Genomic DNA, 16,434 nt, shown 5'->3' with positions numbered 1-16,434 from the left:
GGAGAGAAGGAGCCGGCAGGCGGATGAGGGGCTGCGAGGCTTCCTAGTGAAGCTGATGCTTGCCCTCTTTTTCCTTTTCACTCCCATCCAAGCCTTCGCCGTCAACCCCGACGAGGTGCTGAAAGACCCGGCGCTGGAACAGCGTGCGCGGCAGATTTCGGCGCAGTTGCGTTGCATGGTCTGCCAGAACCAGTCGATCGATGACAGCAACGCCGAGCTTGCAAAGGATCTGCGAGTTCTTGTCCGCCAGCGGCTGACCGATGGCGATACGGACAAACAGGTTGTCGATTACGTCGTGTCGCGTTACGGCGAATTCGTTCTTCTCAATCCGCGGCTCAGCGGCAAGACGATCATTCTCTGGTCGATGCCGATCGGACTTCTGATCGCGGGTATTTTCGCTCTCGTCATTTTTGTCAGGAGCAGGCCTGCGCGGCGTTCTTCCGAGGTGTTAAGTGCAGAAGAGAAAGCGAAAATCGACGAATTGCTCGGCAGGTAGGTCTTGGACCAACGGGCCGCATATTTCGAAATATTACGAACATTTCATGCTCTAGCCACCTGCAGTTAAGGTGACGGCGCCTATATCTGTCTCATCGAACAATGGCGGGTTGCCCATCGGCAGCCTGGCCAAGATTGAGTGACGAAGAGAAGAAGGTAGCTTTCACCATGACGTTTGGACGTCCCTCCCTCAAGACAGTGCTGAAGACCTCGACCGTTGCCGGCCTTGCCGCCGTCATGCTGTCCACTGGCATCTCAGGCCAGGTCATGTCCTCATTTGCTGCTCCGGTTTCGGTAACGGCGCCGCAGGCACCGAGCTTCGCGGACGTCGTGTCTGCGGTTTCCCCCGCAGTCGTTTCCGTTCGCGTCCAGTCCGACGCACAGCCGGTCTCCGACGACAACAGTAATTTCTCCTTCAACTTCGGCGGTCGTGGCTTCGATCAGCTGCCTGACGATCATCCGCTAAAGCGTTTCTTCAAGGAATTCGGCGGTCAGGGTGGCCAAGGTGGTCCCGGTGGCCCAGGCGCAGGCCCACGTGACCGCGCAGAGCGCGGTGGCCCCGGCGGGCCAAATCGCCCGCACCACCTGCGTCCGACCGCCCAGGGCTCCGGCTTCTTCATTTCCGAAGACGGTTACATCGTCACCAACAACCACGTCGTTTCCGATGGCCAAGCCTATACGGTCGTGCTGAACGATGGCACCGAACTCGATGCCAAGCTCGTCGGCAAGGACAGCCGTACCGACCTCGCGCTGCTGAAGGTCGATGCCCCGGCCCGCAAGTTCACCTATGTCTCCTTTGCCGATGACAGCAAGGTTCGCGTCGGGGACTGGGTTGTCGCTGTCGGTAACCCGTTCGGCCTCGGCGGCACGGTAACCGCCGGTATCGTTTCGGCCCGCGGCCGTGACATCGGCTCCGGTCCCTATGACGACTATATCCAGGTCGACGCAGCCGTGAACCGCGGCAATTCGGGCGGCCCGACCTTCGACCTCAACGGTCAGGTCGTCGGCATCAACACCGCGATCTTCTCGCCGTCGGGCGGCAATGTCGGTATCGCTTTCGCCATCCCGGCCTCCACCGCCAAGGACGTGATCGCCGACCTGATGAAGGACGGCAAGGTCGAACGCGGTTGGCTCGGTGTGCAAATCCAGCCGGTAACGCAGGACATCGCCGACTCGCTGGGCCTGAAGGAAGCTTCGGGTGCGCTCGTTGTTGCCCCGCAGGAAGGCTCTCCGGGCCAGAAGGCCGGCATCAAGCAGGGTGACGTCGTTCAGGCGGTCAACGGCCAGCCGATCAAGGATGCCCGTGATCTTGCCCGCCGTGTCGCAGCCTTTGCGCCGAACACCAAGGTCGACGTCGATCTGTGGCGCGATGGCAAGAAGCAGACCATTCCGGTGACGCTCGGCAACATGGCAAGCGATGAGGCAGCTTCGGCTGAACCCACGCAGCCGGACGATCCGGCTCCGGCAAGCGAACAGGCGCTGGCAAGCCTCGGCATCACAGTTGCCCCGGCTGAGGACGGTTCCGGCCTTTCCGTCACCGATGTCGATCCGGACAGTGAAGCTGCTGCCCGCGGCCTGAAGAACGGCGAGAAGATTCTTTCGGTCAACAACAAGAAGGTCGAAAGCGCAGCCGATGTAGGCAAGGTTCTCGAACAGGCCAAGAAGGACGGACGCACCCGTGCGCTCTTCCAGGTCGAGGCCGACGGTTCGAGCCGCTTCGTGGCGCTGCCGATCAACGAAGGCTGATGCCGGGCAAACCATTCGAGTGACACTGCGGAGGTGGCACCTCCAGGCCTGACCGCAGGATCAACTTCATCAAGGGGCGCCGTCGGAAACGTCGGCGCCCTTCTTGTAACGGAGACCATCATGCAGACCCCGTCGTTTTCCTCGGCAAAGACAGAAGATTCCGATAGTGCAAATGTTTCCGCCGAGGCTATTGTCCCGCACATGAAGATTCTGGTTATCGAAGACGACCTCGAGGCGGCAGCCTACATGACCAAGGCCTTTCGCGAGGCCGGCATCATCGTGGACCACGCCAGCGACGGTGAAAGCGGCCTGTTCATGGGCTCGGAAAACTCCTACGACGTGATGGTCATCGACCGCATGTTGCCGCGCCGTGATGGCCTGTCGGTCATTAGCGAGTTGCGCAAGCGCGGCGTCAATGCGCCGGTGCTGATCCTTTCGGCGCTCGGCCAGGTGGATGACCGCGTGACCGGCCTGCGCGCCGGTGGCGACGATTATCTGCCGAAACCCTATGCCTTTTCCGAGCTTCTGGCGCGTGTCGAAGTGCTCGGCCGTCGCAAGGGCACGCCGGAACAGGATATGGTCTACCGGGTCGGCGACCTGGAACTCGACCGGCTTTCTCACGAGGTGAAGCGCGCCGGCAAGGATGTGCTGCTGCAGCCGCGCGAATTCCGCCTGCTCGAATATCTGATGAAGAATGCCGGTCAGGTCGTGACCCGCACCATGCTGCTCGAAAACGTCTGGGACTATCACTTCGACCCGCAGACGAATGTCATCGACGTGCATGTCTCGCGCCTGCGCTCCAAGATCGAGAAGGACTTCGACAAGCCGCTGTTGAAGACCATTCGTGGCGCCGGCTACATGATCAAGGACGAGGGGTAATGCTTTCCCGCATCGTCAAGCGCGCCCGCCTCATGTTCCGCTCGACGGCCGTGAGGCTTTCGGCGCTGTATATTCTCCTCTTCGCGATCTGCGCCGGGTTTCTCGTCATCTATGTGACCGCTCTTTCCGAAAAGACGCTGGTGCAGCAGACGCGCCAGACGATTACCGAGGAAGTGGCCGATATCCAGCGCGCCTATGAGCGCGGCGGCGTCAACCTCTTGCTGCGCATCATGGAGCGGCGCGCGCGCCAGCCAGGTGCAAATCTCTATGTCATCGCCGGACCGAACGGCGAGATGCTGGCCGGCAACGTCTCTTCCGTCCAGCCTGGCGTGCTCGACCAGGAAGGCTGGACGAACATGCCCTTTTCCTACGAGCCCTATGCCGAGATCGGCGGTTCGCGCAAACATCTCGCCATCGCCAATGTACTGCGCGTCGACAACGGCTTGCGCGTGATGATCGGACGCGATCTGGGTGACCCCAGCCGCTTCCGTTATATCGTGCGGCAGGCGCTGATGGTGGCGCTGGCGATCATGGGGCTTGGCGCACTGGTCATCTGGTTCGGTATCGGCCGCAATGCGCTGAAGCGCATCGACCGGATGTCGGCTGCAAGCCAGAAGATCATGGCGGGCGATCTCTCTCAGAGACTTCCCGTCGGCCGCTCCGGTGACGAGTTCGATAGAATGTCGGGATCGCTCAACGCCATGCTGGGCCGGATCGAGAAGCTGAACGAAGGCCTGCGGCAGGTTTCCGACAATATCGCCCATGACCTGAAAACACCGCTGACACGGCTGCGCAACAAGGCGGCTGACGCTCTGGGCGAGGATGATGAGGATGCGCGCAGGGCCGCGCTCGAAGGCATCATCGCAGAATCCGATCAGTTGATCCGCACCTTCAACGCGCTGCTGATGATCTCCCGCGTCGAGGCGGGATCGATCGCGGCGGAAATGTCGAGCGTCGATCTCTCTGCCGTTTCCGCCGACAGCGCCGAGCTTTACGAGCCGGTTGCGGAAGAGGCGGGCATAACACTGACCACCGAGATCGATCAGGGTATTGCCGTCAACGGCAATCGCGAACTGATCGGTCAGGCGATCTTCAACCTGCTCGACAACGCGATCAAATATGCAAGCGAAGGCAGTCAGTCTCCGATCATCCAGGTCAAGCTGACGTCTGCGGCCGACGAGGTGAGGCTTTCGGTTTGCGACAACGGCCCGGGCGTGCCGGCCGACAAACGTGGCGAGGTGACGAAGCGCTTCTTCCGGCTTGATGCCAGCCGCTCGAAACCCGGTACGGGTCTTGGTCTGTCGCTGGTGGAAGCGGTGATGGAGCTGCATGGCGGAAAGCTGGAGCTTTCCGCAACCGACGAGACGGAGACCGAGGCTCCAGGCCTGACCGTGACGATGGTGTTTCCGGTTGTAAAGGGGTGAGGTGAGGCTGCCTCTTACCCGGAGCGCAGCTTGCTGCGCTCGGCCTTGCTTAACGCTTGAGAGGTCCGAGACCTTGAGGTTTGTGTCCTTCTCCCCGCGAGCGGGGAGAAGGTGGTGGCAGCCGGATGAGGGGCTGGCGGGACAGACAGGTATCCGCTGCTTCACACCAGCGGCGGCGCCAGGTTCATCAGCAGCACCATCACCAGCCCGACGACCGAGACGATCGACTGGATGATCGAGATGGTTGCCGTTGCTTCGCCCATCGTCATGCCGAAGGATTCCTTCACCAGCCAGAAACCGGCATGGTTGGCATAGTTGAAGAACAACGAGCCGCAGCCGACCGAGAGTGCCAGAAGCGAGGCGTTGAGCGACGGGTCATGTCCGACGAGCGGTGCGAGCAGTCCCGATGCACCGACGATGCCGACCGTGGCGGAACCGGTCGAGACCGAGAGCAGCATCGAGATGATCCAGCCGAGAAGCAGCGGCGAGAGCGAGAACTGCTGGCTCAGATGCATGATCGCATCCCCGACCTTGGCATCTCCCAGAACATGCTGGAAGGCCCCGCCGCCGGCGATGATCAAAAGGACGTTGGCGATCGGCTTGACGCTGGCCGAAAGCTGCGTGCGCAGAAGCTCGCTGTTTCCGCCGCGACCGATGACCAGGGTCCAGGCTGCAAACAGCACGCCGACCAGCATGGCGATACCCGGATCGCCGAGGAAGTCGGTGATCGACAGCAGTGCCGAACCCTTTGGCAGGACCAGTTCCGCAACGGCATGACAGAGCATCAGAAGCGCCGGTAGAAGCGCCGTCAAAAGGCTGAGGCCGAGGCTGGGCGGCGCCTTGCCGGTCGATGCGCCCTCCGAGGCGTCCTGTGAGAACTGGTCGATAAGAGCCTGATCCGGCTTGACCTTGAGGCGTGGGGTGACGATCGCGCCATAGACCGGTCCGCCGAGGATGATCGCCGGAATGGCGGCGATGAAACCGTAAAGCATGGTCGCGCCGATATTGGCGTTGAGTGAGGCGATTGCCGTCAGGGGGCCGGGATGCGGCGGCACCATGCCGTGCATCGAGGCAAGCGCTGCAATGACCGGGACACCGACATAGACATAGGCAGAGCCCTTGATGCTCCCCGTCTCGTCGAGCTTGCGCGCAACGCTAAAGATCAATGGCAGGAGCACGACGAGACCGACTTCGAAAAACATCGGAATGCCGATGATGAAGGCGGCACCCGCCATGGCCCAGGGCAGCATGCGGATGGATGTCCTGGTGATGATGAGATTGGCAATGCTCTCCGTCACGCCGCCGGCGGCAAGGATACGGCCGAGCATGGCGCCGAGCGCAACGACGAGGCCGACAGCGCCGAGCGTGTGGCCGGCACCCGCCTCGATCGACTTGATCAGCTTTTCGCCCGGCATGCCGGTGACGAGCCCGACGCCGATGGAGGTGATGATCAGCGCCAGAAGCGGATGCAGCCGGATGCGCGATACGATCAGCACAACGAGGAAAATCACGCTGCCGAGCGCGGTCGCTAGAAGCGCAATGTCTGAGGAATTCATGGTTTCTCCCGAAGATGGACGCGGGAGCGCAAGGCAATTCGGTGACTCCGTTCAACCGAAGAGCGGGAAGCGACCCGCAAAGGCATGGAGTACGAAAGTCTCCAGATAGATAGCGCCCTAATTAGATTGCGTCACTTGATAAACCGCAATCGTTCATGGGTTGTGGTTTCCCTTCATTCCGGTTTGTCTTCTCCTTCCGCGCAAACTAAAAGCTGCATAAGGGAGGAAACGGCATGAAAAGCGTAAAACGGCTCGACACCGTATCAGCGGATGTCATTCGTCCCCTGTCGCAGGCGGAAGCCAAGACTGCTCTGGCGGCGCTGAAAGATATTGGACAATCCGAGGCTTCGGTGGCGCAAATGCTGAAAGAAGGCGGGGCGCTGAAGGATTTTATCGTCGCGGCATTCAGCCTGTCGCCCTATCTGCGCGACACGGCTTCGGTCTCTCCCTCTTTCCTGGCTCAGGCTATCGGCGAACCGGTGGAACCGGCGCTCTCCTCCCTGATCGACAAGGCACGCGATGCCTGGCGGCCGGTGGATGAGAAGATTCCTTCCGAGAGCGAGGTCATGACCGTCCTGCGGTCGGCCAAGCGCGCCTTCAGCTTCATCCTGGCGTTGGCTGATCTCGCCCGCATCTTCACGGCGAAGGAAACGACATGCTGGCTGAGCGAATTTGCGCAAGCCTCCGTCGCCTCCGCGGTCGACCATCTTCTGCTCGCGACGCATGAAAGCGGCAAGCTCAAGCTTGTCGACCCGACAGAACCGAGCCGTGGCTCGGGCCTCATCGTGCTCGGTATGGGCAAGCTCGGCGGGCGCGAACTCAACTATTCCTCCGATATCGATATCGTCGTTTTCTTCGACCCCGAGGTGGGCATTCTTGCCGATCCGCTTGATGCGTCGGAGATCTATGGCCGGATGATGCGCCGGCTGATCCGCATCCTGCAGGACCGCACCGCCGATGGTTACGTTTTCAGAACCGACCTGAGGCTGCGCCCGGATCCCGGCTCTACGCCGCTCGCCGTCTCCATGGATGCAGCCCTGATCTATTACGAGGGCAGGGGGCAGAACTGGGAGCGGGCCGCCTATATCAAGGCGCGGCCGGTGGCCGGCGACATGGCTGCCGGCGATAACTTCCTCAAGCTTCTGACCCCCTTCGTCTTCCGCAAATATCTCGATTATGCGGCGATCGCCGACATCCATTCGATCAAGCGGCAGATCCATGTCCACAAGGGCCATGGGGCGATCGCGGTAAAGGGCCACGACGTCAAGCTCGGACGCGGGGGCATTCGCGAGATCGAATTTTTCGCCCAGACCCAGCAGTTGATCGCCGGTGGACGCATGCCGGCGCTGAGAACACGCGAGACGGAAACGGCGCTGCATGCGCTGGCAGAAGCCAAGTGGATCAAGCCGGAGATCGCAACGGCCTTGACCGAAGCCTACTGGTTCCTGCGCGATGTCGAACACCGTATCCAGATGGTGCATGACGAGCAGACGCATCGCCTGCCCGACAGCAATGCGGAACTGAAGCGAATTGCCTTCATGCTCGGCTTTGCCGATGTCGCGGCGTTTTCCACGCGGCTGGAGAGCATCCTCAAGACGGTCGAGAGGCGCTATTCGCGGCTGTTCGAACAGGAGGAGGGCCTGTCAGGCGGTGAGGGCAACCTCGTCTTCACCGGCCAGAAGGACGATCCCGATACGCTGAAGACGCTGGCCGAACTCGGTTATGAGCGACCCGCCGACATGTCGCGGATGATCCGCACCTGGCATTCCGGCCGGTACCGTGCGACGCAATCGGTCGAGGCCCGCGAGCGGCTGACACAGATGATGCCGGCGCTGCTCAAGGCCTTCGGCGAAAGCCAGCGTGCGGACGAGGCGCTGCTGCGCTTCGACAGCTTTTTGAAGGCGCTGCCGGCCGGCATCCAGCTCTTTTCGCTGATCGGCAAGAACCCGCCGCTTCTCTCTCTCATCGTCACCATCATGGCATCGGCGCCGCGTCTGGCCGATATCATCGCCTCCAAGCCGCATGTCTTCGATGGCATGCTCGATCCCGGCCTGATGTCGGAAGTGCCAACGCGCGACTATTTGTCGAAGCGGCTGGATACGTTCCTCTCCGGCTCGCGCCATTACGAGGACAGGCTCGACCGGCTGCGCATCTTTGCTGCCGAGCAGCGCTTTCTGATCGGTATCCGGTTGCTCACCGCAGCGATCTCCGGCGACGATGCCGGCCGTGCCTTTACCCATCTGGCGGATCTCCTGATCGACGCGGCACTGACGGCGGTGAAAGGCGAGATCGAGGCGGCGCATGGCACCTATCCGGGTGGACGTGTCGCTGTCATGGGCATGGGCAAGCTCGGTTCCTTCGAGCTTACGGCGGGATCGGATGTCGATCTTATACTGCTCTACGATTACGACAGCGACGCCTTCGAGAGCAGCGGTCAAAAACCGCTCGATGCGCAGCGTTATTTCACCCGCCTGACGCAGAGACTGATCGCAGCGCTTTCCGCACCGATGGCGGAGGGCGTGATCTTCGAAGTCGATCTGCGCCTGCGTCCTTCCGGCAACAAGGGGCCGGTCGCCTCGCGCATCACCGCATTCGGCAAATATCAGCGTGAAGAGGCCTGGACCTGGGAGCATATGGCGCTCACCCGCGCACGCATCGTCTGCGGCGACAAGAGCCTGGGTGATGAGGCAAGGGCTGTCATCCGCGAGGTTCTGTCCGCCAAGCCGGACGTGAAGAAGATCACCAAGGACGTGGCCGAGATGCGGACGCTGATCGGAGAAGAGAAACCGCCGCGCGATATCTGGGATTTCAAGCTCATTCCCGGCGGATTGATCGACATCGAGTTCATCGCCCAATATCTGCGGCTGATCGCGCCGGCGCCGGCGCCGGCGCGGGCAGGGGGCAAGGATCTGTCGGTCGATACCTACGGTCTGTCGACTGCGCAAGCACTGAAGGCACTCGGTGAGGACCTGCCGGAACAAGCCGATCTCGATACATGCCTTGAAGCCTTGCGTCTGTTCACCGAACTCTCGCAGATCATCCGCCTCTGTGTGGATGGCCCGTTCGATGCCAAGGATGCACCCGCCGGCCTCGTGGAGCGGATCTGCCGTGCCGGAGACTGCCCCGATCTAGCCACGCTGGAGAGAGAGGTAAAGCGGCTGTCGGGTGAGGTGAGGAACGTGTTTCAGCGCGCGATCCGCTGATCTTTCACGCCGCCTTCTTGCGCGCTTCCACGAAAGGCCGGTCGGGGATGAAAAGCGACACGGCGGTGCCTTTGCCGCATTTCGAGCGGATGCGCATCCGGCCGCCATGCAGCGCCACCAGCGAGCGGGAAATGGCAAGCCCGAGGCCCGATCCGCCCTTACTCTTGGCATACTGGCTCTGCACCTGTTCGAAGGGCTGGCCGATCTTGGGCATAGCATCCTTGGGGATACCGATGCCGCTGTCGGCGATCGTCAGCATCAGGCCTTTTTCCATCCGGTGAGCACGCAACTCGATGCTGCCGCCTTCGTCGGTGAATTTAACGGCATTGGAGAGGAGATTGAGCATCACCTGCTTCAGCGCGCGTCTGTCACCGATCATGTCGAGGACTTCGGGTAGTCGTTGATGTATCGCGATATGCTTGTCCTGTGCGGCGATGGAGGTGAGGCGCAAGCTCTCTTCGATCAACGGCACAAGATCAATCTTGTCCGACTGTATGCGCATGTGGCCGGCTTCGATCTTCGACATGTCGAGGATATCGTTGATGACGTTCAAAAGGTGCTTGCCGCTATCGTGAATATCCTTGGAATATTCGCCGTATTTCGGTGAGCCGAGCGGTCCGAACATGCCGTTCATCAGGATTTCGGAGAAGCCGAGAATGGCATTGAGCGGCGTGCGCAACTCGTGGCTCATATTGGCGAGGAATTCGGACTTTGCCTGGTTGGCTGCTTCCGCGCGTTCCTTCTCCGCCTGATAGTTGGCATTGGCGACGGAAAGCTCTGCCTTCTGTTTTTCCAGCGTCTTCTGCGAGGCTGAAAGGTCCCCAATCGTTGCCATCAGGCGGCGCTCGCTATGGCGCAGGCGATCCTGGTGGCGTTTCAGAAGCGTGATGTCGGTGCCGACCGAAACCGTGCCGCCGTCTCGGGTGCGGCGCTCGTTGATCTGCAGCCAGCGTTCGTCGGCAAGCTGAACCTCGGTGGTGCGGGAGAAACCACTGCCATCCGCATCCGCGATGCGACGCTCGATCACCGGCCGTGCGGCTGCTGTATTGACCGTTGTGCGTTCGGTTCCCGGCACCAGTACACTTTCAGGCAATCCGTAAGCTTGCTGGAAGTGGGTGTTGCACATGACGAGGCGGTCGTTCTTGTCCCATAGCACGAAGGCCTCTGAGGTACATTCGATCGCGTCGGCAAGACGCTGATCGGCCTCGGCATAACGCTGTGCCAGACGGTGCTGTTCGGTGACGTCCATGGCAATGCCGATCACGTGGATGCGGCCGGACGCGTTGCGAATGACCTGTGCCCGTGCGCGCATCCAGACATAGTGGCCAGCCGCGTGGCGCATGCGGAATACCTGGTCGACCTGCTTTGCATTGCCGCGGCCGATGGCACGCGCCAGAGCGTAGATATTGCCGTCCGACGGATGCATCATCCTTGCGGCATCGGAAAACGATATGATGCTGCCGGCAGCAGGCAGGCCAAGCATTTCGTACATCGAACCGGACCAGAAGAGCCTGCGGTTGGCAACATCGAAATCCCAAAGTCCGCAACGCCCGTGAGACAATGCCGCTTCGATCCGCAGATTGGATTCAGCAAAGATCTCGTCGGCGTCTTGTGCGCGCCTGACCTGCGTATAGTAGGCATAAAGGATGACGAGAAGAATGGCGGAAATACCGGTAAAGAGGGTGACGTTGAGAGAAATTTCACCGCGCAGGAAACGGTTGGTCGTATCAAGCGAATGCGCAGAAACAATCAGCGCACCCTCGTCGCCTATCGGCTGGATTGCGGCATAGTGCGGGGTCTCGCCAAGATAGGTTTCAATCACGCCGCCGACGCGACGGAGCGTTGCGGTTTCGGGAAGAAGTGCAGCAAGGCGGTGCCCGATATAGGCAGACGCTGCTCCGTTCGATCCGCCGAATACGACGCCGGACTTGTCGATGAAAAGGGTGAACGAACCATGCGGCTGCGGATTGGAAGACAGATAGGATGAAAGGCGAGCCTCCGCCGCGACGCGGTCAGCAGTGCTGAACAGGCTCTCCTGGCCGACGAATATCGCCTTGGCGGTCGCGGCCATCAGCGCCGTCGATTGTCTCGCGGCATCTTCCATGCGGCTGTTCTCGCCCATGATGCCGAGAATGCGCGACGCTGCCACGACCATGAGGAATGCGATGATGAGAAGGGGGATGGATCGCTTGAGCACCAGTTCCACCTTCGGCGTTTGACGTGCGATCGGCTTGACCGCGAAATTGCTGTCTTTCGAAAGCGCCTTCTGCAGGCCCGAAACCTTCGGAAATTTAGGGCGCAGCCAAGCGCCGGCCGCGGTTTCCCGCTGCACGTCCGATACCGTGTTCATCTAGTCCCTCGTGATGATCCGGTACGCCGCCCGTCCGAATCTACCCTAATGAATCATAGAGTGATTCTTCGTGTCCAGAGGGTTGGTAATATTTTGTTAACCATTTGAAATACGCTGCAATTTGCGGATTTTTGCGTCGCAAATCAGCTGTGCTGGTGGTCGAAACCCGGATGCGAGATTTCGGAGTGCGTCAAGCAAAGTGTTTCAAAATGTGTCAAACGCGGCCAAAAATGTGGCAAGCGTTTAAAGTGTGACCCGCAGCGCATAAAGCACTGCGGGTCAGAAGAGTGTTAGTCCTTCAGCATGCGCTCAACGATATCGCCGACATCCGTCGAAAGGTTGGATGCCTTGGCGATCTTCGAAAGCGCCAACCGTGCCTTTTCAGCGCGCACAGGTTCAAGCGAACGCCAGGAACGCATCGAGGTAAGGAGGCGCGCGGCGAGCTGCGGGTTCTTCGGATCGATCGCAAGGATCTGGTCTGCGAGGAAGTCGTAGCCCTTGCCGTCGGCGCGGTTGAAGCCGGTCGGATTGCCGAAGGCGAACGTGCCGACGAGCGAACGCACGCGGTTCGGATTGCCCGCGTTGTAGCGCGGGTTTTCCATCAGCGCCTTGACCCGCTCAAGCGCATCGACGCCGGGGATCGTCGCCTGGATCGAGAACCACTTGTCGATGACCAGCGGATTGCCGTCGAAACGGGTGAGGAAGCTGGCGAGAGCAGCCGTTGCCTCCGAGACATCCGGGAAGCGATGCGCAAGCAGCGTCAGCGACTGCGCAAGGTCCGTCATGTTGTCGGCAGCGGCAAAAGCTTCTGCAGCACGCTGCGGGCTGTTTTCGGCATACATGAGATAGGAGAGGGCGACGCCGCGCAGCGAGCGCTTGCCTGCATCCTCGGCTTCCGGCGAATAGGCACCTTCGACCTTCATCTCGTTATAAAGGCGGACGAAGATTTCCTCTCCGGCCTTGGCGATTGCTTCATGCACAGCCTTGCGGCCGGCATGGATCGCGTCGGGATCGTTATTGCCGCCAAGCGCGCGGGCAATATCGGCCTCGCTCGGCAGGTTCAGCGCCTGAGCCCGGAAGGCGGGTTCCAGCGATGCATCGCCGGCGCATTCCAGAAGGGCTGCAACGAATGCCGGATCGCAGCTCACATCCTTGCCGTCACGCGCATCGCGCGCCGCCTGCGTCAGGTTCGGCATGGCAAGGTCGGTCAGGGCCTGCCAGCGTGAGAACAGGTCGCTGTCATGGCGGGCGATATGGACGAGATCTTCCGGCGACTGTTCGAATGCCAGATTGACCGGTGCCGAGAAAGACCGGTTGAGCGACAGAACCGGCCGCGACGAGACGCCCGAGAAGGTGAAGCTCTGGCTACGCTCGGTCAGGTGCAGCACGTCACCTGTCACTTCTCCGCCGGTAACCGATTTCGGCTCGGCGATCTGCCCATTGTCGAGGATCAGCGCGAAGGAGAGCGGGATATGCAGCGGCTCCTTGTTCGGCTGACCCGGCGTTGCCGGTGTCGTCTGTTCGAGCGACAGCGTGAAGGTGCCGGCGGCGCCATCATAGGCGCCCGAGGCGCTGACCAGCGGCGTTCCTGCCTGAACATACCAACGGAAGAACTGGCTGAGGTCGCGACCGCTCGCATCCTCGAAGCATTTTACATAGTCCTCAACGGTGACAGCCTGTCCGTCATGGCGCTCGAAATAGAGGTCCATGCCTTTACGGAAGTTGTCGCGTCCAAGAATGGTCGCGATCATCCCGGTGATCTCGGCGCCCTTCTCGTAGATCGTCATCGTGTAGAAGTTGTTGATCTCGCGATAGCTGTCCGGGCGCGGCGGATGCGCCAGCGGGCCTCCATCCTCCGGAAACTGATCGGACTTCAGATGACGCACGTCGGCAATCCGCTTGACCGGGCGCGAACGCATGTCGGAAGAGAATTCCTGGTCGCGATAGACCGTCAGGCCTTCCTTCAGGCAAAGCTGGAACCAGTCGCGGCAGGTGATACGGTTGCCGGTCCAGTTGTGAAAATATTCATGCGCGATGATGCGCTCGATATTCGCATAATCCTGGTCGGTCGCGGTTTCCGGGTCGGCCAGCACGTACTTGTCGTTGAAGACGTTGAGACCCTTGTTCTCCATCGCCCCCATGTTGAAATCGGAGACGGCGACGATCTGGAAGATGTTGAGATCGTATTCGCGGCCGAAATGCTCTTCGTCCCATTTCATCGAGCGCTTCAGCGCATCCATGGCATAGGCGGCACGTGGCTCCTTGCCGTGCTCGACGTAGATCTTCAGCGTCACTTCGCGGCCCGACATCGTCTCGAACGTGTCTTCGATCACGCCGAGATCGCCTGCGACCAGTGCGAAGAGATAGGCCGGCTTGGGATGGGGATCGAACCATGCGGCGAAGGAGCGGCCCTCGTCATAACCGGCGCCGCCGAGGAAATTGCCATTCGACAGCATGACCGGGTTGGCTGTCTTGTCACCGATGATGGTGATCGTGTAGGGCGCCAGAACATCCGGGCGGTCGGGGAAATAGGTAATGCGGCGAAAGCCCTCGGCCTCGCACTGTGTGCAATACACACCGTTGGTCCGGTAAAGACCCATCAGCTGGGTATTGGCTTCCGGATTGATATAGGTGGTGATCGTAAGCTCGAACGGGCTTTCTGCCGGCAGGTCGCGGATCGTCAGGCTTTCCGGCGTCGCGTCATACTGGTTTGCCGGCATTTCCTTCTGGTCGAACAGCAGGCCGGAAAGCTTAAGTTCGTCACCATCCAGGACCAGCGGCAGCGATGCGTCGACGCCTTCGCGCCGATGGAAGATCAATCGGGCCTCGACCTTTGTATTGGTCGGATCGAGTTCGAACGTCAGGTCGACCCGTTCCAGAACAAAGTCAGTGGGGCGGTAATCCGCCAGATGCACGATCTGGCCCGTATCTGTTCGCATGATGTTTCCTGAAACGGCTTAACGACTGGACGTGACGACGTGAGACCTGTCCCCGAAAAGACTGGTTTGGCCCCCGCGCCGCGGGCATATTTACATTCAATGCTAAACGATTGTTGAACCGCGGCTAAAATAAAGTGTCGCACTGTCAGTATAGTGATCGATTTTCATACAGCGCTATTTCGGGGCTGTAGGCAAAAGATCGCAAATCTGGCTGTCGGCTGCGTCGATTGGCGCACTGGCGAACTTTCGTCAATTTTCACACACGGCGCTCCACTTTTGCGTTAATGTCCTTGCGAATCCACCCCGCCTACTTCCGGATCAAGGCCCAAGGCCTGAACCCCAATGAGTTCCCTTATGGCCCCCGATGCCCGAAATCCCCTGCACGGGATTATGCTGAAAGTATTGTCTGTTGTCGTATTCGTGATGATGCAGACCTGCATCAAGGCAGCCGGGCCGGATCTCCCCGCGGGGCAGGTCACCTTCTACAGATCGGCTTTCGCGCTTGTTCCGATCATGGGATATCTGGCTTTTCGGCGGGAATTGTTTCACGCCTTCCATACGAATAGCCTGTCGGGTCATCTCAAGCGCGGCGTGCTCGGCATCATGGGCATGATATGCGGCTTTTATGGCCTGGTGCATTTGCCAATGCCCGACGCAATTGCACTCGGTTATTCTATGCCGCTAATCGCCGTCATTTTTGCCGCGGTATTTCTCAAGGAGACCGTCAGGCTTTATCGCTGGACCGCGGTTGCTATCGGCATGGTCGGCGTGGTGATCATTTCATGGCCCAAGATGACCATGTTCAGTGGTGATGGCATGGGGTCAGAGCAGGCAATGGGCGCGATGGCAGTGCTCTTGGGAGCCGTCATGGGCGGCTTTGCGATGATCCAGGTACGCCAACTCGTTCAGACGGAAAAGACCGCAACAATCGTGCTCTATTTCTCGCTGACCGCGGCGATCTTCTCGATCATCAGCCTGCCCTTCGGCTGGTCTTCCCTGAGTGGTTACGCGCGCCTATGCCTGATCGCCTCGGGATTTTTCGGAGGGCTAGGACAGATCCTGCTGACGGAAAGCTATCGTCACGCGGACGTCTCGACGATCGCGCCCTTCGAATACACGTCAATCATTCTGGGAATTGCGATTGCCTACACGCTGTTCGGTGATATCCCGGCGATCAATACCTTGATTGGTACCGCAATCACCGTCTCGGCCGGTATCTTCATCATCTACCGCGAACACCAGCTTGGGCTGGAGCGCAGGGCCGCGCGCAAAGCCTCTCCGCCGGGTGCATGAGAACCAGGGATTTGAAAATCAGAGCGGGATGCCGGAAAGCGGACTGACGGAACCGATCGCTTCGCCTCGGGTCCTGCTTGCCTCGGAAAATTCACGAGATGCGTTTACGGCGGCGTTTATCTGACGCAAGTTTTCACGGAGAGTGCGAAGAGGACTAAATATCGATCTCATCGCACATCCTCCTCAACGTTCGCGAAAATCGGCAAACATGGCCGAAGGACGGGAAACGCCACCCGGGCGCACCATGGCGCGAGATGTGATCTGCTCGTTGGTTGCCGAGCCGAACCTGTGATAGCCCTGCGTGGAGCGCGGGCCGACGCCTGCGGCGCGAAGTGTTTCAAAACCCGAATGGATCGGGCGGAAGCGGGTGGTCATTGGTCTAGTCCTTGTGTCTGGGTCCCTCCCAAGACATTAGTAATATTGCTAAAATGCACCGATTCAGCAATGTGGCAGAACGCCACGCTGCCATGCGTTTCTCGCATGGGTTGCTTCACATAATGGTAATAAATTGCATTTCGTCAGCTTGATTGCATGAAATATGTGCAATTT

10 protein-coding genes are annotated in these 16,434 nt (G+C 60.1%); 6 read left to right on the top strand and 4 right to left on the bottom strand.

Annotated features, from left to right (window positions below):
- Positions 1-55: 55 nt before the first annotated feature.
- The 4 genes from HNQ72_RS10060 (at position 56) to HNQ72_RS10045 (ending at position 4,544) form a co-directional block, all read left to right on the top strand.
- Positions 56-496: a cytochrome c-type biogenesis protein gene (locus tag HNQ72_RS10060; protein ID WP_244654430.1), complete on the top strand. Its 441-nt coding sequence runs from the start codon at positions 56-58 to the stop codon at positions 494-496.
- Between the two features lie 167 nt (positions 497-663).
- Complete coding sequence (locus HNQ72_RS10055; protein WP_183992128.1) at positions 664-2,241, top strand: Do family serine endopeptidase; 1,578 nt, start codon at positions 664-666, stop codon at positions 2,239-2,241.
- 120 nt (positions 2,242-2,361) lie between these two features.
- A complete protein-coding gene (locus HNQ72_RS10050; protein WP_280518271.1) occupies positions 2,362-3,120 on the top strand; it encodes a response regulator transcription factor in 759 nt (252 codons plus the stop codon).
- Positions 3,120-4,544, top strand: coding sequence for a sensor histidine kinase (locus tag HNQ72_RS10045; protein WP_183992126.1), 1,425 nt, complete (start codon positions 3,120-3,122; stop codon positions 4,542-4,544). Before HNQ72_RS10050 ends, HNQ72_RS10045 begins: the two co-directional genes overlap by 1 nt.
- A 161-nt stretch (positions 4,545-4,705) precedes the next feature.
- On the opposite strand, the gene HNQ72_RS10040 is transcribed toward HNQ72_RS10045, so the two are convergent.
- On the bottom strand, positions 4,706-6,100 hold the full coding sequence (locus HNQ72_RS10040; protein ID WP_183992124.1) for a GntT/GntP/DsdX family permease: 1,395 nt from the start codon (positions 6,098-6,100) through the stop codon (positions 4,706-4,708).
- A 233-nt stretch (positions 6,101-6,333) separates the two neighbouring features.
- Here HNQ72_RS10040 and HNQ72_RS10035 point away from each other — a divergent pair, with 233 nt between their 5' ends.
- A complete protein-coding gene (locus tag HNQ72_RS10035) occupies positions 6,334-9,303 on the top strand; it encodes a bifunctional [glutamine synthetase] adenylyltransferase/[glutamine synthetase]-adenylyl-L-tyrosine phosphorylase (RefSeq protein ID WP_183992122.1) in 2,970 nt (989 codons plus the stop codon).
- 4 nt (positions 9,304-9,307) lie between these two features.
- Here HNQ72_RS10035 and HNQ72_RS10030 read toward each other — a convergent pair whose 3' ends face one another.
- Both HNQ72_RS10030 and pepN read right to left on the bottom strand, forming a co-directional pair.
- A complete protein-coding gene (locus HNQ72_RS10030; RefSeq protein WP_183992120.1) occupies positions 9,308-11,653 on the bottom strand; it encodes a PAS domain-containing sensor histidine kinase in 2,346 nt (781 codons plus the stop codon).
- A gap of 290 nt (positions 11,654-11,943) precedes the next feature.
- Complete coding sequence (gene pepN / locus HNQ72_RS10025) at positions 11,944-14,592, bottom strand: aminopeptidase N (protein WP_183992118.1); 2,649 nt, start codon at positions 14,590-14,592, stop codon at positions 11,944-11,946.
- A 354-nt stretch (positions 14,593-14,946) separates the two neighbouring features.
- On the opposite strand from pepN, the gene HNQ72_RS10020 reads away from it, so the two are divergent.
- Complete coding sequence (locus tag HNQ72_RS10020) at positions 14,947-15,885, top strand: DMT family transporter (protein ID WP_183993074.1); 939 nt, start codon at positions 14,947-14,949, stop codon at positions 15,883-15,885.
- A gap of 183 nt (positions 15,886-16,068) precedes the next feature.
- Here HNQ72_RS10020 and HNQ72_RS10015 read toward each other — a convergent pair whose 3' ends face one another.
- Entirely contained in the window at positions 16,069-16,260 is a 192-nt protein-coding gene (locus HNQ72_RS10015) for a hypothetical protein (protein ID WP_183992116.1), read from the bottom strand.
- Positions 16,261-16,434 lie beyond the last annotated feature (174 nt).

Origin of the sequence: Aliirhizobium wenxiniae (assembly GCF_014201355.1) — a bacterium.
Classification (GTDB): Bacteria; Pseudomonadota; Alphaproteobacteria; order Rhizobiales; family Rhizobiaceae; genus Neorhizobium; species Neorhizobium wenxiniae.
The sequence above is the reverse complement of the archived record's forward strand: the minus strand, read 5'-3'. Positions and strand labels throughout refer to the sequence as shown.

What these genes read in the sequence shown, in the direction of transcription:
- HNQ72_RS10060 (WP_244654430.1), top strand. Translation starts at nt 56, where the DNA reads ATGCTTGCCCTCTTTTTCCTTTTCACTCCCATCCAAGCCTTCGCCGTC.
- HNQ72_RS10055 (WP_183992128.1), top strand. Translation starts at nt 664, where the DNA reads ATGACGTTTGGACGTCCCTCCCTCAAGACAGTGCTGAAGACCTCGACC.
- HNQ72_RS10050 (WP_280518271.1), top strand. Translation starts at nt 2,362, where the DNA reads ATGCAGACCCCGTCGTTTTCCTCGGCAAAGACAGAAGATTCCGATAGT.
- HNQ72_RS10045 (WP_183992126.1), top strand. Translation starts at nt 3,120, where the DNA reads ATGCTTTCCCGCATCGTCAAGCGCGCCCGCCTCATGTTCCGCTCGACG.
- HNQ72_RS10040 (WP_183992124.1), bottom strand. Translation starts at nt 6,100, where the DNA reads ATGAATTCCTCAGACATTGCGCTTCTAGCGACCGCGCTCGGCAGCGTG.
- HNQ72_RS10035 (WP_183992122.1), top strand. Translation starts at nt 6,334, where the DNA reads ATGAAAAGCGTAAAACGGCTCGACACCGTATCAGCGGATGTCATTCGT.
- HNQ72_RS10030 (WP_183992120.1), bottom strand. Translation starts at nt 11,653, where the DNA reads ATGAACACGGTATCGGACGTGCAGCGGGAAACCGCGGCCGGCGCTTGG.
- pepN (WP_183992118.1), bottom strand. Translation starts at nt 14,592, where the DNA reads ATGCGAACAGATACGGGCCAGATCGTGCATCTGGCGGATTACCGCCCC.
- HNQ72_RS10020 (WP_183993074.1), top strand. Translation starts at nt 14,947, where the DNA reads ATGGCCCCCGATGCCCGAAATCCCCTGCACGGGATTATGCTGAAAGTA.
- HNQ72_RS10015 (WP_183992116.1), bottom strand. Translation starts at nt 16,260, where the DNA reads ATGACCACCCGCTTCCGCCCGATCCATTCGGGTTTTGAAACACTTCGC.